22 protein-coding genes are annotated in these 24,278 nt (G+C 44.5%); 17 read left to right on the forward strand and 5 right to left on the reverse strand.

Annotated elements, in window-relative coordinates:
- Positions 1-3: 3 nt before the first annotated feature.
- The gene (locus H605_RS0112695; RefSeq protein ID WP_029054574.1) at positions 4-246 is read right to left on the reverse strand and encodes a DUF2627 domain-containing protein; all 243 of its coding nucleotides are present in this window, start codon (positions 244-246) and stop codon (positions 4-6) included.
- A 211-nt stretch (positions 247-457) separates the two neighbouring features.
- Between H605_RS0112695 and H605_RS0112700 the strand changes: the two genes are divergently transcribed.
- The 9 genes from H605_RS0112700 to H605_RS0112740 all read left to right on the forward strand — a co-directional run bounded on the left by H605_RS0112700 (position 458) and on the right by H605_RS0112740 (position 12,392).
- Positions 458-1,549 (forward strand): Leu/Phe/Val dehydrogenase, encoded by a 1,092-nt coding sequence (locus H605_RS0112700; RefSeq protein WP_037562042.1) that lies wholly within the window; start codon positions 458-460, stop codon positions 1,547-1,549.
- Between the two features lie 105 nt (positions 1,550-1,654).
- The gene (gene lpdA, locus H605_RS0112705; protein ID WP_029054576.1) at positions 1,655-3,082 is read left to right on the forward strand and encodes a dihydrolipoyl dehydrogenase; all 1,428 of its coding nucleotides are present in this window, start codon (positions 1,655-1,657) and stop codon (positions 3,080-3,082) included.
- 13 nt (positions 3,083-3,095) lie between these two features.
- Positions 3,096-4,100: a thiamine pyrophosphate-dependent dehydrogenase E1 component subunit alpha gene (locus H605_RS0112710; protein WP_029054577.1), complete on the forward strand. Its 1,005-nt coding sequence runs from the start codon at positions 3,096-3,098 to the stop codon at positions 4,098-4,100.
- Positions 4,100-5,083 carry an alpha-ketoacid dehydrogenase subunit beta gene (locus H605_RS0112715; protein WP_029054578.1) on the forward strand — a complete coding sequence of 328 codons (984 nt, stop codon included), beginning with the start codon at positions 4,100-4,102 and terminating at the stop codon, positions 5,081-5,083. Before H605_RS0112710 ends, H605_RS0112715 begins: the two co-directional genes overlap by 1 nt.
- Positions 5,084-5,101: 18 nt before the next feature.
- Positions 5,102-6,424 carry a dihydrolipoamide acetyltransferase family protein gene (locus H605_RS0112720; RefSeq protein WP_029054579.1) on the forward strand — a complete coding sequence of 441 codons (1,323 nt, stop codon included), beginning with the start codon at positions 5,102-5,104 and terminating at the stop codon, positions 6,422-6,424.
- 520 nt (positions 6,425-6,944) lie between these two features.
- Entirely contained in the window at positions 6,945-8,603 is a 1,659-nt protein-coding gene (locus tag H605_RS0112725) for a methylmalonyl-CoA mutase family protein (RefSeq protein ID WP_198040326.1), read from the forward strand.
- Positions 8,596-10,752, forward strand: coding sequence for a methylmalonyl-CoA mutase (gene scpA, locus H605_RS0112730; protein WP_029054581.1), 2,157 nt, complete (start codon positions 8,596-8,598; stop codon positions 10,750-10,752). Before H605_RS0112725 ends, scpA begins: the two co-directional genes overlap by 8 nt.
- Positions 10,753-10,784: 32 nt before the next feature.
- Positions 10,785-11,834: a methylmalonyl Co-A mutase-associated GTPase MeaB gene (gene meaB / locus H605_RS0112735; protein WP_029054582.1), complete on the forward strand. Its 1,050-nt coding sequence runs from the start codon at positions 10,785-10,787 to the stop codon at positions 11,832-11,834.
- A gap of 117 nt (positions 11,835-11,951) precedes the next feature.
- Entirely contained in the window at positions 11,952-12,392 is a 441-nt protein-coding gene (locus H605_RS0112740) for a BrxA/BrxB family bacilliredoxin (RefSeq protein WP_029054583.1), read from the forward strand.
- A 172-nt stretch (positions 12,393-12,564) separates the two neighbouring features.
- On the opposite strand, the gene prli42 is transcribed toward H605_RS0112740, so the two are convergent.
- Positions 12,565-12,660: a stressosome-associated protein Prli42 gene (gene prli42 / locus H605_RS19000; RefSeq protein WP_155979530.1), complete on the reverse strand. Its 96-nt coding sequence runs from the start codon at positions 12,658-12,660 to the stop codon at positions 12,565-12,567.
- 123 nt (positions 12,661-12,783) lie between these two features.
- On the opposite strand from prli42, the gene mce reads away from it, so the two are divergent.
- From mce to rnz, 6 genes are all read left to right on the forward strand, one after another.
- Positions 12,784-13,191 carry a methylmalonyl-CoA epimerase gene (gene mce / locus H605_RS0112750; protein WP_029054584.1) on the forward strand — a complete coding sequence of 136 codons (408 nt, stop codon included), beginning with the start codon at positions 12,784-12,786 and terminating at the stop codon, positions 13,189-13,191.
- A 3-nt stretch (positions 13,192-13,194) separates the two neighbouring features.
- Complete coding sequence (locus tag H605_RS0112755) at positions 13,195-14,742, forward strand: acyl-CoA carboxylase subunit beta (protein ID WP_029054585.1); 1,548 nt, start codon at positions 13,195-13,197, stop codon at positions 14,740-14,742.
- A gap of 18 nt (positions 14,743-14,760) precedes the next feature.
- The gene (locus H605_RS0112760; RefSeq protein WP_029054586.1) at positions 14,761-15,885 is read left to right on the forward strand and encodes a M20/M25/M40 family metallo-hydrolase; all 1,125 of its coding nucleotides are present in this window, start codon (positions 14,761-14,763) and stop codon (positions 15,883-15,885) included.
- A 36-nt stretch (positions 15,886-15,921) separates the two neighbouring features.
- Positions 15,922-16,386 carry a chemotaxis protein CheW gene (locus H605_RS0112765; protein ID WP_029054587.1) on the forward strand — a complete coding sequence of 155 codons (465 nt, stop codon included), beginning with the start codon at positions 15,922-15,924 and terminating at the stop codon, positions 16,384-16,386.
- 108 nt (positions 16,387-16,494) lie between these two features.
- Positions 16,495-17,685: a DNA polymerase IV gene (locus H605_RS0112770; protein ID WP_029054588.1), complete on the forward strand. Its 1,191-nt coding sequence runs from the start codon at positions 16,495-16,497 to the stop codon at positions 17,683-17,685.
- A 16-nt stretch (positions 17,686-17,701) separates the two neighbouring features.
- The gene (rnz, locus tag H605_RS0112775; RefSeq protein ID WP_029054589.1) at positions 17,702-18,649 is read left to right on the forward strand and encodes a ribonuclease Z; all 948 of its coding nucleotides are present in this window, start codon (positions 17,702-17,704) and stop codon (positions 18,647-18,649) included.
- Positions 18,650-18,698: 49 nt separating this feature from the next.
- Here rnz and proC read toward each other — a convergent pair whose 3' ends face one another.
- From proC to H605_RS0112795, 3 genes are all read right to left on the reverse strand, one after another.
- Entirely contained in the window at positions 18,699-19,508 is an 810-nt protein-coding gene (gene proC, locus H605_RS0112780; protein ID WP_029054590.1) for a pyrroline-5-carboxylate reductase, read from the reverse strand.
- Positions 19,509-19,815: 307 nt separating this feature from the next.
- Positions 19,816-20,922: a TFIIB-type zinc ribbon-containing protein gene (locus H605_RS0112790; protein WP_029054591.1), complete on the reverse strand. Its 1,107-nt coding sequence runs from the start codon at positions 20,920-20,922 to the stop codon at positions 19,816-19,818.
- 10 nt (positions 20,923-20,932) lie between these two features.
- Positions 20,933-22,072 (reverse strand): SPFH domain-containing protein, encoded by a 1,140-nt coding sequence (locus H605_RS0112795; RefSeq protein ID WP_029054592.1) that lies wholly within the window; start codon positions 22,070-22,072, stop codon positions 20,933-20,935.
- A gap of 191 nt (positions 22,073-22,263) precedes the next feature.
- Between H605_RS0112795 and H605_RS0112800 the strand changes: the two genes are divergently transcribed.
- Together H605_RS0112800 and H605_RS0112805 are read left to right on the forward strand one after the other, a co-directional pair.
- Complete coding sequence (locus H605_RS0112800; protein ID WP_029054593.1) at positions 22,264-23,205, forward strand: MBL fold metallo-hydrolase; 942 nt, start codon at positions 22,264-22,266, stop codon at positions 23,203-23,205.
- A complete protein-coding gene (locus tag H605_RS0112805; RefSeq protein ID WP_029054594.1) occupies positions 23,192-23,947 on the forward strand; it encodes an SDR family NAD(P)-dependent oxidoreductase in 756 nt (251 codons plus the stop codon). Before H605_RS0112800 ends, H605_RS0112805 begins: the two co-directional genes overlap by 14 nt.
- The last annotated feature ends 331 nt before the right edge of the window (positions 23,948-24,278 follow it).

Below are 24,278 nucleotides of genomic sequence, written 5' to 3' on the forward strand. Positions count from 1 at the left end.
CTTTTATTTCAAATCTTTTTTAAATCTGTCAGCTGCCCGTCCAGTTCTGCGGTCTCGGCGTAATAAAAAGCCTGCAAAGAATCCAAGACCTCCGGCGAACAGTATAAAACCGCCTAAAAACTGCATCCATATGAATGGAAATGGCGGAAAAAGATGTCCGAACAATGAATCGCGCATTAATTTTATACCCAGAGCAGCTGCAATCCCTGGAATCAACAGCACAATAAACGCAGCAAGACGTATCATATCATTCAACCCCTTACCTATTTAATTTTACCGTGTGGTCATGGATTGTCAAGGACTCTGCCATCATGTACGATATAGGTAGATTGTTTGCAAAACACCTACGGAAATAATGACCAAAATGTGTCAAATTTGCATTTTTGTCGTGGGAAATTTAGAATCAATACCATACGCATGAAACTTTATAATCTTTTACTAGCCTGGAGGGATACAAATGGAATTGTTTACGTACATGGAAGATCACGACTATGAGCAACTGGTGCTTTGTTATGACAAGACATCGGGATTGAAAGCGGTTATTGCAATTCACGACACAACACTTGGGCCGGCACTTGGTGGCGCACGCATGTGGACGTATGCTAGCGAAGAAGATGCGATTGAAGATGCATTGAGACTGGCTAAAGGCATGACATATAAAAACGCTGCAGCAGGTTTGAACCTTGGCGGTGGAAAAACAGTCATTATTGGCGATCCGAAAACGGATAAGAACGATGAGCTGTTCAGAGCATTAGGTCGTTACATAGAGGGGTTAAACGGACGCTATATTACAGCGGAAGACGTTGGGACTACTGAATACGATATGGACTTAATCCATTTGGAAACAAATTTTGTTACGGGTATCTCTTCAGGTGAAGGTACGTCAGGAAATCCTTCCCCAGTTACTGCACTTGGTATCTACAAAGGAATGAAAGCCGCTGCGAAAGAAGCATTCGGTGATGATTCACTTAAAGATAAAACTATAGCGGTTCAAGGCGTTGGAAATGTTGCGTACACACTTTGTGAGTACTTGCATGAAGAAGGCGCAAAATTAATTGTTACGGATATTAATAAAGCGGCAGTCCAGCGTGCAGTAGAGGCATTCGGAGCAACGGCTGTTGAGACGGACGAGATTTACTCACAAGAAGCGGACATCTTTGCTCCATGTGCTCTCGGTGCAGTAATCAATGACGAAACGATTCCTCAATTGAAAGTAAAAGTCGTTGCGGGTTCTGCCAATAACCAATTGAAGGAACCTGAACATGGCAATCGCTTGCATGAAATGGGTATCGTCTACGCTCCAGACTACGTGATCAACTCAGGCGGAGTAATTAATGTGGCTGACGAATTGATTGGTTACAATGAAGCACGTGCACTGAAGCGCGTAGAAGGTATTTACGACACGATCCTAAAGATTTTCGCTATCTCAAAACGAGACGGCATTCCATCCTATCAGGCTGCCGATCGCTTGGCGGAAGAGCGCATTGCAAGAGTTGGCGCAACGAGAAGTACATTCTTGCGCAATGAAAAAAGTATTATATCAAAATAATAATCTAGTAGATGAGTCATAGCGGTAGGCAGGGTGTACCTGTCCACCGCTACACTCGCCTGTCTACATTTATTTGATTACTGTAAGTGAAAGGAGTCCTTTACGTTGAGTAAAGAATATGACGTAGTGATTTTAGGTGGCGGTACTGGCGGATATGTAGCAGCCATTCGCGCGGCTCAATTAGGTTTGACAACAGCAATTGTAGAGAAATCCAAACTGGGCGGTACGTGTTTGCATAGCGGGTGTATCCCAAGTAAAGCAATGCTAAAAAGTGCGGAAGTCTATCGCGTAACACGTCAAGAAGCGAATGAATTCGGCGTGAATACGGGAGATGTCTCATTGGATTTCTCACAAGTACAAAAACGTAAAGGTAAAATTGTCGATCAATTGCATGCAGGTATTGAAGGATTGATGAAAAAAGGTAAAATCGACGTCTATCATGGGACAGGTAGAATACTAGGGGCTTCTATATTCTCTCCAATGCCTGGAACTATTTCCGTGGAAATGGACAACGGTAATGAAAATGAAATATTGATTCTGAAAAACCTCGTGATTGCTACTGGATCAAAACCAAGATCATTGCCTGGACTCGATGTAGATGAAAAGTCTGTAATGACATCCGACGGAGCTCTACTAATGAATGCGCTTCCATCTTCAATTACGATTATTGGTGGCGGTGTGATCGGCATCGAATGGGCTTCCATGCTAGTAGATTTCGGCGTAGATGTGACAGTCATGGATCGTCTGGAGCAGATATTGGCTACAGAAGATCGTGAAGTAGCTGTTGCGATGCACAAAGCGCTCGCAAAACGCGGTGTAAAATTCATATTAGGTGCAGAAATTTTGACGGAGTCGTTGCAGAAAAACGATAGTGAGGTCACGATTTCTTATAAACTAGGTGATGAAGAACAGTCCATCACGAGCGAGAAGATGTTGGTGTCAGTGGGACGCGCTCCAGTGATCGATGATATCGGTTTACAAAACACCGATATCCAAGTCGAAAAGGGCTCGATTCAAACGAACAATCATTATCAAACAAAAGATGATCATATATATGCAATTGGTGATGTGATCGGTGGCCTTCAATTGGCACATGTAGCGGAACATGAAGGATTGCATGCGATCGAACATATAGCAGGAAAACAGGTAGATCCGATTGATTACGATCTAGTACCACGTTGTGTTTACTCCTACCCGGAAACAGCGGCAGTTGGTTTGACGGAGCAACAAGCGAAAGATCGTGGGTTTGATGTGAAGATCGGCAAATTCCCGTTCAAGGCGAATGGTAAGGCATTAGTTAACGGTCATGCAGATGGATTCGTAAAAATCATTGTGGATCAGCAGACGGATGACATTATCGGTGTCCATATGATGGGGTCGCACGTAACGGATCTAATTTCTGAAGCGGGCTTGGCGATGGTGATGAATGCAATTCCTTGGGAAATATCTTCGGCAATTCATCCTCACCCGACATTATCTGAAGCGTTCAGTGAAGCGGCATTAGCGGTTGATGGGCTAGCCATTCACATGTAAAGGAGGAAATGGAATGAGTAATCGGCATATTGAATTGGGTTTGACAGATGAAGATGTATTGCAGATGTACGAGACGATGCTGATGGCACGTCGTTTAGATGAGAGAATGTGGTTGCTGAACCGTGCGGGGAAAATTCCGTTCGTCATCTCTTGTCAAGGACAGGAGGCGGCACAGGTAGGGGCTTCATTCGCTTTGAATAACGAAAAGGACTGGATCGCACCGTATTACCGTGATATGGGAGTTGTCTTACATTTCGGTATGACGCCGAAAGATTTGATGTTATCGGCTTTTGCCAAGGCGGAAGACCCAAACTCCGGCGGACGGCAGATGCCAGGTCACTTTGGCCAACGCAAGAATCGTATCTTGACAGGATCTTCACCTGTTACAACGCAATTACCACATGCTGTCGGTGTAGCACTAGCCGCGAAAATGAATAAAGAAGACTTCATCACGTTTGTGACTCTTGGAGAAGGTTCTTCCAATCAGGGAGACTTCCATGAAGGCATGAACTTTGCCGGAGTGCATAAATTACCGACAGTGATTATGGTGGAAAATAATAAATATGCAATCTCCGTACCTCTTGATAAACAAATGGCATGTGAGAATGTCTCCGATCGTGCAATCGGTTACGGTATGCCAGGCTACACGGTAGACGGAAGAGATCCGCTGACCGTGTATGAAGTGGTAAAAAAAGCGGCAGACCGTGCTAGAAACGGAGAGGGTCCGACATTAGTCGAAGCGGTATGTTATCGACTGACTGCACACTCTTCAGATGATGATCAACGTCAATATCGTGATGCAGCAGAGCTTGAGGACGAAAGGAAACAGGATCCGTTATTGTCCTTCATTCATTATCTGAAAGAAGTTAATGTCTTGACGGATGAAAAGTATGATGAAATAGAAGAACGAGTGCAAAAGCAGGTCGATGAAGCGACAGAGTATGCGGAACTGGCGGAATACGCGAAGCCGGAACACGCACTACGCTACGTCTATGAAGAAGAGGGAGGCGAAGCATAATGGCCGTTCGTTCATTTATAGATGCCATCACCCTGGCAATGAAAGAAGAAATGGAACGCGACGACCAAGTATTCGTACTTGGTGAAGATGTCGGCCGTAAAGGCGGCGTGTTTAAAGCGACAACGGGTTTATACGATCAGTTCGGTGAATATCGTTCGCTTGATACGCCTCTCGCTGAATCCGCTATTGCGGGTGTCGCGATTGGTGCTGCGATGTATGGTATGCGTCCGATTGCTGAAATGCAGTTTGCTGATTTTATTATGCCCGCGGTCAATCAGATCGTCTCGGAAGCAGCGAAAATTCGTTATCGTTCGAATAATGATTTCTCTTGTCCTATCGTCATTCGCGCACCTTTTGGTGGTGGCGTTCACGGAGCTTTATATCATTCGCAGTCAGTCGAATCGATGTTCGCTTCGACACCTGGTTTGAAAATTGTCATCCCATCTACTCCTTACGATGCGAAAGGCTTGTTGAAGGCGGCAGTTCGCGATGAAGATCCCGTGTTATTCTTTGAGCATAAGCGAGCGTATCGGTTAATCAAAGGGGAAGTTCCGGATGATGATTATGTATTGCCAATCGGTAAAGCGGATGTGAAGCGTGAAGGAGAAGACTTAACGATTATCACGTATGGTTTGTGCGTACATTTTGCACTTCAGGCTGCAGAACGTTTAGCTGAAGATGATATTTCAGTCCATATATTGGATCTACGTACGGTCTATCCGTTAGATAAAGAAGCAATCATTGAAGCTGCTTCGAAAACAGGAAAAGTTCTATTAGTAACAGAAGATAACCTAGAAGGCAGCATCATGAGTGAGGTTTCGGCTATCATTGCAGAAAATTGTTTATTTGAATTAGATGCGCCAATCAAACGATTAGCAGGACCCGATGTACCTGCCATGCCATATGCCCCTTCTATGGAAAAGTTCTTTATGATGAATCCTGAAAAGGTCGAAAAGGCAGCAAGGGATTTAGCGGAATTTTAACTAAGGAGGCGTAAGGAAATGGGCATTGAAAAAATCACTATGCCGAAACTGGGTGAGAGTGTAACAGAAGGAACTATCGAAAAATGGCTCGTCGCTCCAGGAGATACGGTAGCAAAATACGATTCCCTTGCGGAAGTGACGACCGATAAAGTGACAGCGGAAGTCCCTTCTTCATTTTCAGGAACGATCAAAGAAATCATCGCAAAAGAAGGCGATACAATCGAAGTAGGCGAAACGGTTTGTTTGATTGAAATTGTAGGCGACGCAGAAGAGCCAGTACAAGTTTCATCACCTAAAGCAGATGAACCAGCTGAAAAGCCTGCTGAGAAACCAGTACAGGAAGCACCGAAAGCGAAGTCACAGCCTGTGACGGGTGGCAAGGCAGCGGGACGATTTTCTCCTGCTGTATTAAAGATGTCTCAGGAAAACGGCATTGATTTGGCACAAGTAAGCGGTACAGGACGCGAAGGACGTATTACACGAAAAGACATTCAGGCATTCATTGATAGTGGCGGAGCACAGTCGCAAACAGCACCACAAGAAGTTGCTGTTCAAGAAGAGCCGCAACCACAAGTAGCATCTTCCGATCAACAGTCGGCTCCTGAACAAGCTGTGTCGTCGAATGTGAAACTCGAAAACGGTGATATCGAAATTCCGGTAACGAGTGTACGTCGTGCGATTGCGAACAATATGGTACGTTCTGTAACCGAAGCACCACACGCTTGGATGATGATAGAAGTGGATGTAACAGAACTCGTGCTATTGCGGGATAGCGTCAAAAAGGAATTCAAAGAAAAAGAAGGATTCAATTTGACGTACTTCGCCTTCTTTATCAAGGCCATTTCACAGGCATTGAAGGAATACCCGGAAATGAACTCGATGTGGGCAGGCGATACGATCGTCATGAAAAAAGACATCAACATCTCGATTGCGGTGGCAACCGACGATGCGTTATATGTTCCAGTCATCAAAGAAACGGATGAAAAGACGATCAAAGGTATTGGTCGCGAAATTCATGAGTTGGCAGGAAAAGTACGTAACGGTAAGCTGAAGTCGACAGAGATGCAAGGCGGTACGTTCACTGTCAATAATACGGGCTCATTTGGCTCCGTCCAGTCAATGGGCATCATCAATTATCCGCAGGCCGCTATTTTGCAAGTGGAGTCGATCGTCAAGCGTCCGGTTATTATGGACAATGGCATGATGGCTGCACGCGATATGGTCAACCTCTGTCTGTCGCTTGATCACCGCGTGCTTGATGGACTCGTTTGTGGACGTTTCCTTGCACGTGTGAAAGAATTGTTGGAAGGCATGGCTAAAGATAAGACATCTTTATATTAATATTTGACAACCTCCAAACTTGGTTTTGGAGGTTGTTTTTTTGGTTTTTTTGGAGGGAAAGTAGTGAGTGTGGAATCTTGAAGATAGATGATGATCACTAAGTAGCTATATAGTGCAGTTCAATTTTTATATGAAGTGGGCTAATAATTGCGTAATGAGCGGCTAGACAAACTTTATGAGCGCTAGCGGTAAATATAGAGCGGATAAGGATGAGGTATGAGCGTTTGTAGGATGTTAAGAGCGGATACATAGATAGTATGAGCGCTTACACGAATGAATGAGCGCAAACGAATTGGCTTTCACTAATTTTTCCACTTTTCCAATTAAAAGATGTTTAATGTATCCCATTCACTCAAATAATTCAATAGCTCACGCATAAAAAGTCATAAATTTGTATAAATATAACGATATTAGACGGAAACTTCTGATTTCCCCCTTCCTTCATTACGTACTCTGCGGTACACTAGAATTATTAATGGTTTAAAAAAGGGGAAGGAGCACCATTATGCCTATACATAATATGAAAACATTTACATTCACAGCCCCCAACTTTACTGAATGGAAAGAAGCGGCTGTATTATCACTTAAAGGAAAGTCTTTTGATTCGTTGTACACAAAAACGATTGAGGGCATTGAACTCAATCCACTTTATACTAAAGAAGACTTGGACCAATTGGAAGTTTCACGCGTAACGAAACCTGCGTTCGGCTGGACTATTGCACAACCTGTTAGTGCAACAAATGGGGAACAGTTTGTTGAGCAGATGAAAGAATCTTTGGCACGGGGAAATGAAGCAATCGCCTACAACGGACTGAAGCCTTTAGTTTGGGCGGAACCGGACATTAAGCAAGTAGCTGAACTGATTACGCACTACCCAATTTTATTCACTGAAGTGCAAAGCAATGATCCGATATTGCAAGCCTTTACTTATATAGAAGATGCAAAGCGCGAAGACGTTACAGGAATTTGCATCAGTGCGGCTTCGGTAATACCTGAGGGATTCCCAGGAGTCCGCACAAAGGGTGCCGATTTATGGACAGCGCATCATGAAGGGGCGGACGCGGTAACAGAACTGGCGCTAGCACTTTCAATCGCAGCTGAACTTGCGGAAGAAGCCTCTTCGTTTGAAGAATTCACAAACGCCTTCTATGCACGATTCGCTGCTGACACACACTTCTTTATGGAAATTGCGAAGTTCCGTGCGTTCCGCGTGTTGTGGAAATTATTTAACGAAGCATACGGCGTAGAGAATGCGAAGCAAGTGCCTTTGCTAGGTATTACCTCATTGCGTTCATACTCGAAACTCGATCCGTATGTAAACTTATTACGTGGCGGCAACTCGGCATTCTCAGCCATTTTAGGTGGCGCGGATTGGCTGACGGTATTACCACATGATGTTTTGACGGGAACGTCACCAAGTTCGAATCGTTACGCTCGAAATATTCAATTGATTCTGAAGGAAGAAACACATATCGATCAAGTTCTTGATCCTGCAGGTGGTTCATACTTCATTGAATCGTTGACTACAGAATTAATCCGTAAATCATGGGCGAAGTTTCTTGAGATTGAAGAGAATGGCGGTTATCAAGCCTTCTTGCAGTCTGGTGAATTAAGCAAGCTTTACGCGCAGCGCCAGAAAGAAATGGCGACGGGCAAGAAGACGTTGATCGGCACGAATGTTTATGCGGAATTGACGGATGTGAATTATGCGAATGAATCAACTGTGACTGTGTCGAAACGATTGGCTGAACCGTTTGAACATATTCGTTCTAAGAAAAAAGAGGAGTTACCGAAAACTGTATTACTAAACTTTGGTGCGTTGAAAGATTATAAACCACGTGCAGATTTTGTCAGTGGATTCTTGGCAGTTGGTGGCATCGAAGCGACGTGGAGTCCTTCTTTCGAGAAAACCGATCAAGCGCTCAGTTGGATCGATGAGCAACAGCCGGATTATGCAGTGATTTGTGCATCGGCTGCTGATACAGAAGAGGCTGTAACCAACTTCTTAGCTTCGTATAAAGGAAATTGTTTAATCGATACAGCAGGTAAATATCCATCAGAAACAGCAGATCAATGGCTTGCAAATGGACTAAATGGTTTCATTTTCGCAGGACAAGATAAAATTGAAAAGTTGAATACTATTATTACGCAAACTAAAGGAGGCCGTTCCGTTGAGTAAACCTGATTTCCGTAAAGTGAATATAGAGCAATCACTCAATGAACTCTCACAACACGCATTGTCAAAAGAGAATTTTTTAACGAATGAAGGAATCAATGTAGCGCCTGTCTATACAGCAAAAGACATTGAAAATACCGAGCATTTGAAAGACTTCCCCGGTATCGCGCCGAACACGCGTGGACCGTATCCGACGATGTATGTAGCGCGTCCTTGGACCGTTCGTCAGTATGCTGGATTTTCTACAGCGGAAGAAAGTAACGCGTTTTACCGTCGGAACTTGGCGATGGGGCAAAAAGGACTTTCTGTTGCGTTTGACCTTGCGACTCACCGTGGATATGACTCCGATCATCCTCGTGTAACAGGTGACGTAGGTAAAGCGGGTGTTGCCATAGATTCTATTGAAGATATGAAGATTTTATTCGCAGGTATTCCACTCGATCAAATGTCGGTATCGATGACAATGAACGGTGCGGTATTGCCGATCATGGCATTTTATATCGTAGCGGCTGAAGAGTCTGGTGTAAGTCCTGAAAAGCTTTCTGGTACGATTCAGAATGATATTTTAAAAGAGTATATGGTACGTAATACGTATATCTTCCCACCGGCTATGTCGATGCGGATCATTGCGGATATTTTCTCGTATACGTCTGAAAATATGCCGAAATTCAACTCGATTTCGATCTCGGGTTACCATATGCAAGAAGCTGGAGCAACAGCGGATATCGAGCTTGCGTATACACTTGCAGACGGCTTGGAATATGTTCGTACCGGTTTGAAGGCGGGAATCGATATCGATTCATTCGCACCTCGTTTGTCATTCTTCTGGGCGATTGGCATGAACTACTATATGGAAGTAGCGAAAATGAGAGCGGCACGAAAAATCTGGGCACAAATGATGCAGTCGTTTGAACCGAAGAACCCGAAGACACTTGCATTGCGTACACACTCCCAAACATCAGGCTGGAGTTTGACGGAGCAAGATCCGTTCAACAACGTCACACGTACATTGGTCGAAGCAAACGCATCCTCCATGGGTCACACGCAGTCATTGCACACGAACGCATTGGATGAAGCGATCGCATTACCGACAGATTTCTCGGCTCGTATTGCACGTAACACGCAGTTGTTCTTGCAAGAAGAGACGATGATGACGAAAGTAATTGACCCTTGGGGCGGTTCATACTATGTAGAGAAATTAACGGAAGAGTTAATGGAGAAAGCATGGGAATTAATTGGTGAAATTGAATCACTTGGTGGCATGGCGGAAGCGATTGAAACCGGCTTGCCGAAAATGAAGATTGAAGAAGCTGCAGCTAAGCGTCAGGCAAAAATTGATTCGAAGGCAGAAACAATCGTCGGCGTTAATAAATATCGTTTGGATACAGAAGATGCAATTGATATTCTGGACATCGACAATACGATGGTACGTCAAAAGCAAATTGATCGCATTAACGATATGAAGGACAAGCGTGATGAGAAAGTAGTTCAAGCGACTCTTACGGCAATCAAGGAAGCGGCGAAGAGCGGTGAAGGGAACCTGCTTGCATTGGCAGTTGACGCAGCAAGAGCGCGCGCAACCATCGGTGAAATATCGGATGCGATTGAATCCGTATCCGGCAGACATAAGGCGGTGATCCGTTCAGTGAGTGGTGTATATAGCGCGAACTTCTCAAATGAAGAAGAGATACAAGAAGTAAAAGATATGACAGATGAGTTCCTGGAAAACGAAGGGCGTCGTCCACGTATTTTGGTCGCGAAAATGGGTCAGGACGGACATGACCGTGGAGCGAAAGTGATCGCGTCGTCATTTGCTGATTTAGGCTTTGACGTAGATATTGGCCCTTTATTCCAGACACCTGAAGAGACAGCTTTGCAGGCGGCAGAAAATGATGTGCACGTCATCGGTGTGAGTTCACTAGCAGCAGGTCATAAAACATTGGTGCCGACATTGCGTGAAGAACTGAAAAAAATTAATCGTGAAGATATTTTAGTCGTAGTAGGTGGCGTTATTCCGGCACAGGATTACGATTTCTTGCGCAAGAATGGTGCGGCCGCAATCTTTGGTCCGGGTACAGTCATTCCAGTGGCAGCTCAAAAAGTCATTGAGGAGATTTACCGACAGCTCGGCTATGAGGAAGTGACGGATTGACAGAAAAACAAAACGGACGAGATGAATCAGCAATGCATGTGATGCGCGGAATTGAATCCACACATGATGGATTTGTTGCCTCTTCACGTAAACGCTTTGTTAAGAAAGATCCATCTCACAAAAACTTGGATGTATTGCAACAGGAAATAGAAAATGGTTCTCGTTTGTATTTGGCACGAGGTATTACGTTGCTGGAAAGTACGAAGCCTAGCGATAAGAAGGTCGGTCAGGAAGTGTTGACTAACCTTCTGCCGAAAACGGGCAACTGTATCCGGATTGGGATTACAGGTGTACCGGGTGCTGGAAAAAGTACATTCATCGAGGCGTTTGGACTAATGCTCGCGGAAATGGGTCATAAAGTGGCGGTGCTTGCGATTGATCCAAGTTCGACATTGACTGGTGGAAGTATCTTAGGTGACAAGACCCGTATGGAGGAGTTGGCACGGCATAAAAATGCTTTTATCCGTCCTTCTCCGTCAGCGGGAACACTTGGTGGCGTGCATAAGAAATCTCGCGAAACGATGTTACTTTGTGAAGCAGCAGGTTATGACGTCATATTGATTGAAACGGTAGGGGTTGGCCAAGGTGAAACGATTGTCCGCGGTATGGTCGATTATTTCCTATTGCTTGTGTTGACTGGCGCCGGTGACGAACTGCAAGGAATGAAAAAAGGGATCATGGAGCTGACGGATGGTGTTGTGGTGCATAAGAATGACGGTGCCAATAAGCCGCTCGTTAAAAAAACGGTGCGTGAATATACTCGAATCATGCACATGCTGCAACCTGCTTCTCCCGAATGGACATCGAGAGTACAACCGGTTTCTTCTATAGAAAAGACCGGCTTAGAAGCGGTATGGGAAACGGTTTTGGAATTCGAAAAAGAAATGAAGGAAAAGAATCATTGGGACACAAGACGTCAGCATCAGACTCGTGATTGGTTCCATTCGATGATCCGAGATCACTTGATTGATTCATTTTTCTCGGAGTCAGGACGAAAAACGCAGGTGAAGGCACTTGAGGAAGAATTGCTAGACGGACATTTAACTGTAACAGGCGCAATTGACCGATTGTTTTCTTCTTAATTCCTGTAGGGATATGCTATGATTGAAGAGGATAGTCAAATTATGATCAGGGAAGTGTCGTAGCGGAACTGAAGAGGCTATCACAATTATAGAGTACAAGAGAGGAGATATTGTAAAATGACTATGAACTTTGATTTTTACATGAACGATATGACGAACCAAGCGAGATCCGAAATGGAAGCGAGCGGCTACAAGCAATTGAAAACATCTGAGGACGTAGAGGAAGCATTCAAGCAACCTGGTACGACATTAGTAATGATCAACTCTGTTTGTGGATGTGCTGGCGGCATTGCACGCCCAGCAGCTGCACACGCAGTACATTACGACAAGCGTCCTGATCACTTAGTAACAGTATTTGCTGGACAAGACAAAGAAGCAACTGCACAAGCACGTATGCACTTCGGTGAAGATCACATCCCATCTTCTCCATCATTCGCTTTGCTAAAAGACGGCAAACTGATCGGTGAAGTAGGACGTTTTGAAATCGAAGGACATGACCCAATGTCAGTCGTTGTCAATCTTCAAGAACAATTTGAAGAGCACTGTGAAGAACTGTAATTAACTAAAGCGGAATGCGCCGTCTAGTCTCGACAGACGCTGGAGGACCTGAAGCAAAAGGCCGAACTTGCCTTTTGAATCAGGGCCGAAGCGATCCGAGAGACTGGCGCATGCAGCTAGAAGGTAATAAAAAACAGTTCGCATATTTTTATATGCGAACTGTCATTACGAATTATAAGAACATGCTGAGACCCATGACCATGGTAGATGCGATCATAGCGACGATCATTAAGTAAACAACTGTTTTTTGAATTTTTTTATTACTCATGCAGCAAAACTCCTTATGCGTTGGAATGGGTTTGTTTCTATTTTAACAGAAATGAGGATTTTCACAACTAGAATGGCTGTTATGTGTTCAGATAGTAGAATCGTAGTAAAAGGGGAATGTGCTATGAACAAAGTAGATCATATAGGAATTGCTGTAAAAAGTATAGATGAATCAGTTAACTATTACATAGATACACTCGGTTTGACAGTCATCGCTATAGAAGAAGTGGCTAGCCAAGGGGTTAAAGTGGCGTTCATTGATGCGCATAATGTCAAGATCGAGTTGCTTGAACCGATGACGGAGACAAGCCCTATTGCGAAGTTTATTGAAAAACGCGGTGAAGGGGTTCACCATGTCGCTTTCGGTGTAACGGATATTCGCTCAAGAATGAAGGAATTGGAAGAAAAGGGCGTTCAACTACTTTCAGATGAACCAAAACCAGGTGCTGGCGGAGCAGAAGTCGCTTTCTTGCATCCAAAATCATCATATGGCGTGCTCTATGAATTATGCGAAAAGACTAAGGGGGAATAATAGATGAACATCTACGATAAAATTAATGAACTTTACGACAAGAAACGCGAAATCGAGTTGGGTGGCGGGGATGAGCGAATCATGAAGCAACACGAAAAAGGTAAACTTACTGCACGTGAACGTATTGAAATTTTACTTGATGAAGGTACATTCGTAGAGTTGAATCCATTCGTTGTTCATCGTACACGTGATTTCGGTATGGACAAGCTAGAAGGACCTGGTGACGGTGTCGTAACAGGTTACGGTAAAATCCATGGTCGTCCTATCTATTTATTCTCCCAAGACTTTACGGTATTTGGCGGGGCTTTAGGGGAAATGCACGCAATGAAAATTGCCAATGTTATGGATTTGGCTGCGAAAAACGGTGCACCATTTATTGGTCTGAACGATTCAGGTGGCGCGCGTATCCAAGAAGGTGTATTGTCTCTTGATGGGTACGGGGAAATTTTCTACCGTAACGCAATCTATTCTGGAGTTATTCCACAAATCTCCGTTATCCTTGGGCCTTGTGCAGGTGGCGCGGTGTATTCACCTGCGATCACAGACTTCGTGATTATGACAGATAAAACGAGTCAGATGTTCATCACGGGACCAAAAGTTATTGAAACGGTCACAGGCGAGAAAATTACTTCTGAAGATCTGGGTGGAGCAAAAGTTCACAACACGATCAGTGGTAACGCGCATCTTCGTGGGGCAAGTGAAGAAGAAGTATTGCAAAAAACGCGTGATCTATTAACATATCTACCACAGAACAATACAGAAAAGACGCCGATTCAGCCATTCGATGAGCAAGATGATTATCGCGAAGATTTGGCGGATACGGTTCCATTCGAAACAATTCGTCCATATGACGTGCGTAAAGTGTTGGAGCAAGTAGTGGATGAAGGTTCATTCTTCGAAATCCAGCCTGAATTCGCAAAGAACGCGGTAGTTGGCTATGCACGCATGAAAGGTGAAACAGTAGGATTTGTCTGTAATCAGCCGAAAGTAATGGCAGGCGGACTAGATATTAACTCTTCTGATAAAATTGCACGTTTCATCCGTACATGTGACTCATTCAATATTCCATTGATTACATTTGAAGACGTGACAGGCTTCTTCCCTGGAATCAAGCAAGAGCACGGCGGAATTATTCGTCACGGTGCGAAGATTCTGTATGCCTATTCGGAAGCAACTGTACCAAAAATCACATTGATCTTGCGTAAAGCTTTCGGTGGCGCATATGTTGCGTTGAACTCTAAATCGATCGGTGCAGACTTAGTCCTCGCTTGGCCGAACGCAGAAGTAGCTGTAATGGGTGCTGAAGGTGCGGCGAACATTATTTTCGCACGCGATATTGCAAATAGTGAAGATCCAGAAGCAACTCGTACTGCGAAAATCGAAGAATACCGTGAAAAGTTTGCAAATCCATATGTTGCAGCTTCACACGGCATGATCGACGATGTAATTGATCCACGCGAAACACGTATCAAATTGCTTCAAGGACTTGAAATGATGCGCAATAAGCACGAAGATCGACCAAAGAAAAAGCACGGCAACATACCTCTATAACAAAAGGAGTCTTACATCTTGAATACACAACGATTACTCCAAGAATTTTTGGAGTTAGTAAAAATTGATTCTGAAACTAAAAACGAACGAAACATTGCAGATATTCTGACGAAGAAACTGCAAGAATTGGGCTTTGACGTAACGGAAGATGACACAGCGGAAAAGACAGGACACGGCGCGGGCAATTTGATTGCCAACTTGCCGAGTACAGTGGCTGACGCGGATCCGATATTCTTTACATGTCATATGGATACAGTAGTACCAGGGAAATCTATTCAGCCAATCGTCAAAGTTGATGGCTATATCTACAGTGACGGTACGACGATTTTAGGTGCCGACGATAAAGCAGGCATTGCCGCTCTACTGGAAATGGCCAAAGTGATCCAAGAGTCAGACAAACCACATGGTCCGATTCAATTCATTATTACAGCGGGTGAAGAAAGTGGATTAGTAGGCGCGAAAGCGATGAATCCGGACTACTTACACGCAAAATATGGTTTTGCGATCGACAGCGACGGCGAGGTAGGCGGCATTGTTACAGCTGCTCCTTACCAGTCGAAATTATGGACGACGATCTACGGGAAAACAGCGCATGCTGGCGTTGCCCCTGAAAAAGGAATTTCTGCGATTTCACTCGCTGCTAAATCTATTGCAGGCATGAAGCTTGGCCGTATAGATGAAGAGACGACTGCGAATATCGGTCGTTTTGAAGGCGGAAAAGCAACGAATATCGTTTGTGAAGAGGCTTTCATTTTATCGGAAGTTCGTTCGATCAATCCTGATAAAATGAAGAATCAAATCGACTTAATGGTCGAGAAATTCGCAACGACTTCTGAATCTTTAGGCGGCAAAGCTGAAACTACTACACAACTTATGTATCCTGGTTTCTCAATTGGGGATGACGAAGAAGTCGTGCAAGTGGCGATGAAGTCAATCCGCAACGTAGGACGTGAACCGAAGATCATGACGAGCGGCGGTGGAAGTGACGGCAACGTCTTCAACGGTATGGGAGTCCCCACTGTGACATTGTCTGTTGGTTATGAAGAGATTCATACGAAGAATGAACGTATGCCGGTGAAAGAGTTGGAAAAGCTGACGGAATTAGTACTTGAGATTGTCGGTCAAGCAATCCGCACGGTGTAACAGTCTCAACAAACAGCCTTGAAAGAAGGTGCAACTATGCAAACTGTGATTGTACGGACGGGCAATGAAGAATATGCGCTTCCAGTGGAATCGGTAATATCCATCGAGAAACTGGAGTACGTCACACCGATTCCTCATCTTCCTTCGTATTTACTCGGACTGATGAAATCGCGTGGCGAACTGGTTCCTATTCTAGATTTAAGTCAGATCCTGTATCATCAGGCGACCCCACGGGATAATGATACGCACGTAGTGGTTGTGAAAACGGATCAGTTGGAAGTCGGTTTATTAGTGCTAGATGCAAGAGAGATCCTCGAATTGCCAGAAGATCGGTTAACGTCTACTGCATTAAAAGCGTATTCCAAGACGCCTTACTTCGTAACAGTAGCGAATCTAGATGACCGTGTAGTGACGGTCATCGATCCAAATATTATGGCGGATTCCCTCCATGGCATGGATGAAATATCCAGTTATATGAAAGAGCAGCACCAATCAAATTAGTAGGCAAAAAGAACATACATTTGATAAAATGGAAAGAGTGGCAGACTGAAGTCGGTTTGCCGCTTTTTCCTATTACATATTTATTTCCCAGGAAAGAAAGGTGTTTACATGACGGATCTGACAATCGCTAATCCACGGGTCATTATGCATCTTGATATGAACAGCTTCTTTGCCTCTGTTGAACAGGCTGCGAATCCTGAATTAAAAGGAATACCCCTAGCGGTCGCTGGCAACCCGAAAGAACGCAGAGGAATTCTTGTGACCTGTTCATATGAGGCAAGGGCATTCGGTGTCTACACGACTATGAACGTAGGAGAAGCTAAAAGACTCTGTCCGAATTTAACGATCGTTCCGCCACGTCATGAACTATACCGGCAAATGTCCGATTCAGTATTTGATATTTTACGGAGTTATACCGAATGGGTCGAACCTGTTTCAATTGATGAAGCGTATATCGATACGACGGATATTGGCGGATTGACACGTGCGTATGATTTAGCTCAGGAAATCCAGATGCGTATTTTAGCAGAACTCGATCTGCCCTGTTCAATAGGAATTGCACCGAATAAATTTCTTGCGAAAACAGCGTCTGATATGAAAAAACCGATGGGTATCACCATTTTACGTAAACGCGAAGTGCCGAAAATGCTGTGGCCGTTGCCAGTCATTGATATGCACGGCATAGGTAAACGGACGGAAGAAAAATTGCATAGCGCAGGTATTAAAACGATGGGTGATTTGGCCACTGCAGAGAAAATCACATTGGAAGCCCTACTTGGCAAAAATGGTTTGCGCCTTAAACAACGGGCGAACGGAATGGATACACGGCCTGTCGACCCCGAAAGTGCGGAAGAACGTAAAAGTATTGGCAGTTCCACCACATTGCCTGTTGATCTAACCGAACTTGAAGATTGTGTTCCGATTTTTGAACGGCTTGCGAAAAAGGTAGCTGCTCGACTGGAAACGAAACTGCTGGCCGGCATGACAATTAGCATTCAAATTCGTTATGCTGACTGGCAAAACACGACGAGAAGCAGAACACTCCAACAAGCGATTTATCTTGAGGAAGATCTTACGAAAGTAGCTCTTCAATTATTTCAGCAACACTGGAACCATGAGCCAATCCGCTTGCTAGGTATCACGGCGGCCAATGTCATCGAACGATCTGAAATGGTGAAGCAACTTACATTCGATAATTTTGAGCAACAGGAAAAAGAATATGAAATGGATCAGTTAATGTCGAGTCTGACACAGCGTTTCGGAGATGGTATTATTAAAAAAGGATGTACGAAGAAATAGCAAGGAGGCAAAGAATGTGGATATAGAATTTCTTGGCACAGGCGCAGGGATGCCGTCAAAACAGCGCAATACGTCAGCGCTCGTGCTAGATTTGACAGACGAGAATAAGGAAAACTGGTTATTCGATTGCGGTGAAGCAACACAGCATCAATTGTTACACAGCGCAATCAAGCCGAAGAAGATTACAAAAATCTTTATCACCCATTTGCATGGTGATCATATTTTTGGATTACCCGGCTTTCTCAGCTCACGTGCATTTTTAGGTGGAGATGATTCCGTTGATCTGTACGGGCCTGCCGGTTTGAAAGAATGGTTGCAGCATACGTATAAAGTGACGGGAACGTACTTGCCCTACAAGTTGAACGTGCATGAGGTCCATGAAGGGTTAATTCTTGAAACGGATGAATTCAAAGTCTATGCAAAAGAAGTCCAACATGTCATACAAAGTTTCGGCTTCCGTATTGAACAAAAAGAGTTGCCAGGGACGTTATTAATCGACAAAGCAATAGAGCAAGGCGTTCCAAAAGGTCCTATGTTGCAGCGTTTGAAAGACGGTTTTGACGTGGAACTTGAGAACGGGCAGACAGTATACAGTCAAGACGTGACGACAGATAAGAAAAAAGGTTTTGTGATAGCCATCATTGGAGATACATCATATTGTCAGGCTTCGGTTGAACTGGCACAAGACGCCGATATTTTAATTCACGAAGCGACGTTTACGAATGAATATGCAGCAGGTGCGAAGGAATTCGGTCATTCAACGATTGTTGAAGCGGCAACCGTCGCAAAAGAAGCTAATGCGAAAAACCTCATTGCGAACCATATTAGCGCACGTTTCATGCCAGGTGAAATGCCAGCTTTCTTAGCAGAAGGTACCGACGTATTTGAAGCGATTTCGATTGCAGATGATTTCGCGCGTTTTCAATGGAAACACGGACAATTAATTAAGCTACAAAAAAACTAAGCATCCAGATGGGCTCACTCTTGAAGGAGACCAATGGATGCTTAGTTTTTTATTTTGATGAACCTAGTTGACGTGAACGGTTTTCCGCACTAATCAAGCAGTCCGAAATAATGGTCTTGAAGTTGTGGTCTTCTAGTGATCGCAAACCCGCTGCTGTTGTACCGCCAGGGCTCGTAACATTTTCTCGCAATACACTCGGCTCTTCGCCAGTCTTCTTCAGCATGGACGCAGCACCGTAAATCGTTTGGACGATTAATTCACGTGCATCCACCGCATCTAGACCTTGCGCTACCGCCGCTTCTTCCATCGCTTCTACTAAATAGTAGATATATGCAGGACCGCTACCAGAAAGGGCGGTTACGGCATGTAAATCATCTTCTTCGACGACTTTGACGATACCAATTGCATTCAGCAAGCTTAAGATCGATTGCTGCATTCTGTCTGAAACTGCTTCATTAAATGCGATCCCGCTTGCTGATTTTCCAATTGTCGCCGACGTATTCGGCATTGAGCGTGCTATCGGACGTTTGCCTAGTCCTTTTTCGAACGTATTGATGGAAATGCCTGCAATGACGGAGAGAACCGTCGTATCTTCCCCAAGGTAAGGTGCAATATCCTCCATCACCTTCTCTACATCTTTTGGCTTCGTCGCGAGTACAACCAAGTCGACTTTTTTAATGAAATCTCGGTCTTCGCATACTTTCGTAATGCCATAACGCGACTCCAGTTCATCTAAACGTTCGGCGTCTGAACGATTCATCACATAGACATTGTCTTCATATATAACTCGTTTATTGACAATCCCCGCAATAATTGCTTCTGCCATTTGTCCGGCGCCTACAAATAAAATCTTTTCCATATCTTACATCCTCCCCAAAATAAAAAAGCGCTCCCGTCCTGTGTTTCAGGACGAAAACGCTTGGTTTCCGCGGTGCCACCTAAATTTGCTGTTTGAGACAGCACAACTTCAAGTCTCCTTTATCGCAGAAGGTACGGTCGTGTTTCCACGACAGCTCGAAAGGAGGTTCGAAGGGGAGTGGGATACATGACTTGCAGCCTCGGCCATGCTCTCTTCTATCCGTCACCCGTCTACTGATCTTCCTCAATGCCCGTTCCATACTATTTTCATGATTATGTCATGTACTCAATGAAATGTCAAATTGTCGTTAGCTGCCGATGAACAAGTACATGATGAATAAAATGACCGCAATCGAGATAACCAATGAAACGATCTTTATCACACTCACGGGATAATTTCCAGACACTTTTCCCGTTTGGCCATTGACTACGAATTGATAGATTTTTTCCTTGAAATGAAACGAGGAAATCCAAATCGGCAATAAAATATGTTTATATGTAATATCCGTATAATCTGTCGAGACGTTAACGACCTGTACGATATCTCCGGCTACGCTACCCTCGATCCCGTTGACAATTCTTCTAGTCATGATGTCCTTGGCTTGCGTAAATCCTTGTTGTAATGAAACAGAATAGCGCTCAGCAAGAAAACCGGACATGTATTCCACTTTATAATCGGTAAGACCTGTTAATTGGAAAGGTTGTACTTTCTGCAATAGTTTCGCTTCTACTGTGTGTGACGCTTTGATTAGAATGTCATCAAAGAATTCACGATAATTTCCGCTTTCCTGATGCCAGCGGATTTTTTGTACTTGCTCTGTCACTTGTCTAGCCTTACCGTCCTCATAGACCGTCCGTGTTTCGGTGACATAGTAGTAATTCCCGACACTCACGACATACTGTGACTGTGTCTGACTGTCATACGTCCAGTACGGCAAGTATGCACCGGATATTTTATTCATTCGATACGTTTTCTTCAATGTATTCGGTGCGAAGAAATGCCCTTTAATCCAGTCTTTAAACTTCGCCTGTGCTTGTTCCTCGGAGACTTGAAACGGAATTAATAACCTCGGTTGGATCCCGGCATCGTGATTCGTGACGGATATGTGAGAAGATCCGCAAAACGAACAGAAATCCGCCACGATATGTGCGTCCAGTACCGATTCCGCCCCGCAGTTATCACAGGAGAAAACCCGTTTCTCTTCATTCCATACATGTTGAAGATTATTTCCTGCCTCATTGAACTCCAGTTCTACATGATGTTCGAACGTTGCTTCAATTGGCATTTCATGACTACAGAAAGGACATTTCAAGCCGCGGCTTTCTGGATTATATTCCGTATTTCCGCCACACGAAGGGCATTTAATGTTCTCCGTATCTTCTACGACAGTGTGTTGTTCATCAAATGAAGTCAACGTCCATCCCTCACTTTTCGTCTAACGTCTCACCACATTCTGCGCAGAATTTTGCACCTGGCAGATTGGCGTGTGAGCAAGCAGGACAAATTTTTTCTGTGACCTGAGATGTACCACAGCTGCTACAGAATTTCGCGTCTTTTGGAATCATGGTCTCACACTTGATGCATGGTATTTTATCGGTTTCAACGGATTTTCCGCACTGGCCACAGAACTTGGCATCGGCGTTGATCGTTGCCTGACAATGCGGACAGGATTTCGTCGCGGCTTGTGCTGGAGGCTGCTGCGTTTGGTTTTGATTCATCGCATTGGCCATGACCTGACCCATGCCCATACCAGCCCCCATGCCGACACCTGCGCCCGCCATGCCGCCTTCATTCTGCGCCGCATCACGCATCGCTTCCGCGGCCTGATATTGCTGATACTGCTGCATATTGCCGAGCACACCCATAGATGTACGCTTATCCATCGCTTCTTCGACTTCTTTTGGTAAAGAAAGGTTCTCGATATAAAGTGATGTGATCTCGAAACCGAATGCTGCGAAACGAGAGATCATCTTCTCTTTGCCTTGTTCGCTTAATTCGTCGTAATGCATGGACAAATCAAGCGCGGGTATTTGAGACTCTGCGAATAAATCAGATAATCCCGAAATGATCATTTTCTTTAAATGGCCTTCAATAGAATTTGTATCATACGAACTTTTCGTTCCAAATAGCTCGCGCAAGAACACGGTAGGGTCTGATACGCGATACGAATAAATTCCATACCCACGAAGACGAATCATACCAAAGTCTGGATCACGCATCATAATTGGGTTTGACGTGCCCCATTTTTGATTGATAAACTGCTTCGTATTAATAAAATATACTTCCGCTTTAAAGGGTGAGTTAAAGCCGTACTTCCATGACTTCAACTTCGTTAGAATAGGCATATTCTGCGTGTACAAAATATGACGTCCTGGACCAAATACGTCCGCGATTTCGCCTTCATTGACGAAGACCGCGACTTGCGATTCCCGGACTGTCAGCTCCGCTCCCATTTTAATTTCATTATTATGCACGGGGAACTGATAGACTAATGTATTAGCGTCCTGTGCTTGCCACTCGATTACTTCGATAAATTGGTTTTTGAACATATTAAAAAATCCCATCGTGATCCCTCCAACTCGACATCATTATGCAAATCATGCGATTTATTGTAGTATACCATACGAAGAATAGACAAAATGGTTTCACTTTGTGCGAAATATCTTTCGGTAAATGAATAATCAAGGCGTGACGCACATGGAAATAAAGAGTACAATAGACTGAACAGTCATTCATTTTATAGGGGGAACAGTAGATGATCACAAAAATTATTACACCTACGCCGTTTGCGGTAGGTGACGTGAACTGCTTTTTACTAAAAGGCGACACATTAACTTTGGTAGACGCGGCAACGAAAACGCCAGAAGCGCGAGAAGTGTTGCAGATGAAATTAAAAGAAATGGGCTATACATTCAATGATATTGAGCAAGTATTCGTCACGCATCACCATCCCGATCATTGCGGATTAGTCGAGATGTTTGACCGCGCGGAAATCCTCGGTCATCCGTATTTAAACTACTGGCTTACACGCGATACCGAGTTTTTGGATCGTCATGACCGTTTCTATGAACAATCATTAATAGAAGAAGGCGTACCAGAGCAATATTTGAAATGGGTTAAACGTTTCCGTAGATCAGTCGATTTAATGGGGGGGCGTCCCGTCGATCGCATGATGAATGAAGGTGACGACTTGCCGGGACATCCAGGCTGGAAAATCCAAGAGTCTCTAGGTCACGCACAAAGTCATTTATCATTGTTCAATGAACACGAAGGCATTCTAATCGGTGGTGATTTATTGCTTGAGAAAGTCTCATCCAATCCATTGATCGAGCCGCCTTTTAAGAAAGAACAAGGACGTCCGAAGTCTTTGCTTCAATACAATGCATCGCTAGAACGTTTATTGGATTTACCCGTGTCACTCGTCTATGGAGGACATGGTGGAGAGATTACGAATGCACATGAGCTCATAACGGAACGCTTGGCAAAGCAACGCGACCGCGCCATGAAAGTTCTCGCGATGCTAGATGAATCGAAAACGGTCTTTGACGTAACGAAGCGATTGTTCCCAGCAGTCTATGAAAAAGAGTTGGGATTGACGCTGTCTGAAACAATCGGGCAGCTAGATTATCTAGTGGCGGCAGAATTAATCTCAGAAACGGTCGATTCAGCAGGAGTTCATCACTATGTCCGCATCTAAAACCGTGCTGATCACGGGAGCGACGAGTGGGATTGGGTTTGAACTGGCGAAGCGCTTGGCGGTGTCAAACGAGTATCGTGTCATCGCAACAGGACGCAATACAAAGGCATTAGAAGAGTTACGCGTACTTGGCGTAGAAGGATACTGTGCCGATTTGCGAGATACGAAGCAGCTCGATTGGCTGGTATCTTGCATTGGCACACCGGACCTCATCGTATTTTCCGCTGGAGTAGGGAAGTTCCATCTAGCACATGAAACGACTGATGAAGACACGTCCGCAATGCTTGAGACGAATGTACTCGTACCAATGCAACTAACTGCGCGTGTAGTCCCTGCAATGATCGAGCGCAAGCACGGTCATCTAGTCTATATTGGTTCACAAGCAGGAAAGGTAGCCACACCGAAAACATCCGTCTATGCCGCAACAAAACACGCACTGATCGGCTATACAAACGCCGTGCGTATGGAAGTCGCACCTTACGACGTCGACGTATCCGTCATCCATCCAGGACCGATCGATACACCATTTATCGAGCTAGCAGACGTCACCGGCGGCTACAAACAAGCAATGGGCAGCCAATTACTGTCGGTAGACACAGTCGTACGCGCTGTTATGGAAACCATCGAGCGACCTAAACGTGAAGTAAACTTGCCAAAAATCACAGGTCTGACAAGCAGACTCTACGCATTGGCACCTAGCGTAGTAGAAACCATAGGGAAGCCATTTTTCTATAAAAAGTAAAGAGATACTAAAGCGCTGTTGCTAGAAGTCGTAACGATCCGACTTGTGGCGGCAGCGTTTTTTTGAAATGGGGGAGTAAAAGTAGATGATATTACCGGAACCACTATAAAGCTGGTGGATGGCCCTTGCGTTTGGTTAGTGGGTTTTCTTTACACGTAACATTAAATAGTAGAATAAACTAGTTGATCTTCGTTCCAGGCCGCGAGTGCAAAGATGTGCTCCTAACGCTTCGCTTTTACTCGCAAAAGCTGTTCTTCGTGACGGCTCTTCCAGCGGGAACAGCGCGAGCTGAAAGCCCCGCAGGAACGAAGTGACGAGGAGATTGAAGCCG

This window comes from Sporosarcina ureae DSM 2281 (assembly GCF_000425545.1).
Taxonomy (GTDB): domain Bacteria; phylum Bacillota; class Bacilli; order Bacillales_A; family Planococcaceae; genus Sporosarcina; species Sporosarcina ureae.

What these genes read in the sequence shown, in the direction of transcription:
- H605_RS0112695 (WP_029054574.1), bottom strand. Translation starts at nt 246, where the DNA reads ATGATACGTCTTGCTGCGTTTATTGTGCTGTTGATTCCAGGGATTGCA.
- H605_RS0112700 (WP_037562042.1), top strand. Translation starts at nt 458, where the DNA reads ATGGAATTGTTTACGTACATGGAAGATCACGACTATGAGCAACTGGTG.
- H605_RS0112710 (WP_029054577.1), top strand. Translation starts at nt 3,096, where the DNA reads ATGAGTAATCGGCATATTGAATTGGGTTTGACAGATGAAGATGTATTG.
- H605_RS0112715 (WP_029054578.1), top strand. Translation starts at nt 4,100, where the DNA reads ATGGCCGTTCGTTCATTTATAGATGCCATCACCCTGGCAATGAAAGAA.
- H605_RS0112720 (WP_029054579.1), top strand. Translation starts at nt 5,102, where the DNA reads ATGGGCATTGAAAAAATCACTATGCCGAAACTGGGTGAGAGTGTAACA.
- H605_RS0112725 (WP_198040326.1), top strand. Translation starts at nt 6,945, where the DNA reads ATGAAAACATTTACATTCACAGCCCCCAACTTTACTGAATGGAAAGAA.
- meaB (WP_029054582.1), top strand. Translation starts at nt 10,785, where the DNA reads ATGCATGTGATGCGCGGAATTGAATCCACACATGATGGATTTGTTGCC.
- H605_RS0112740 (WP_029054583.1), top strand. Translation starts at nt 11,952, where the DNA reads ATGACTATGAACTTTGATTTTTACATGAACGATATGACGAACCAAGCG.
- prli42 (WP_155979530.1), bottom strand. Translation starts at nt 12,660, where the DNA reads ATGAGTAATAAAAAAATTCAAAAAACAGTTGTTTACTTAATGATCGTC.
- mce (WP_029054584.1), top strand. Translation starts at nt 12,784, where the DNA reads ATGAACAAAGTAGATCATATAGGAATTGCTGTAAAAAGTATAGATGAA.
- H605_RS0112755 (WP_029054585.1), top strand. Translation starts at nt 13,195, where the DNA reads ATGAACATCTACGATAAAATTAATGAACTTTACGACAAGAAACGCGAA.
- H605_RS0112765 (WP_029054587.1), top strand. Translation starts at nt 15,922, where the DNA reads ATGCAAACTGTGATTGTACGGACGGGCAATGAAGAATATGCGCTTCCA.
- H605_RS0112770 (WP_029054588.1), top strand. Translation starts at nt 16,495, where the DNA reads ATGACGGATCTGACAATCGCTAATCCACGGGTCATTATGCATCTTGAT.
- proC (WP_029054590.1), bottom strand. Translation starts at nt 19,508, where the DNA reads ATGGAAAAGATTTTATTTGTAGGCGCCGGACAAATGGCAGAAGCAATT.
- H605_RS0112795 (WP_029054592.1), bottom strand. Translation starts at nt 22,072, where the DNA reads ATGGGATTTTTTAATATGTTCAAAAACCAATTTATCGAAGTAATCGAG.
- H605_RS0112800 (WP_029054593.1), top strand. Translation starts at nt 22,264, where the DNA reads ATGATCACAAAAATTATTACACCTACGCCGTTTGCGGTAGGTGACGTG.
- H605_RS0112805 (WP_029054594.1), top strand. Translation starts at nt 23,192, where the DNA reads ATGTCCGCATCTAAAACCGTGCTGATCACGGGAGCGACGAGTGGGATT.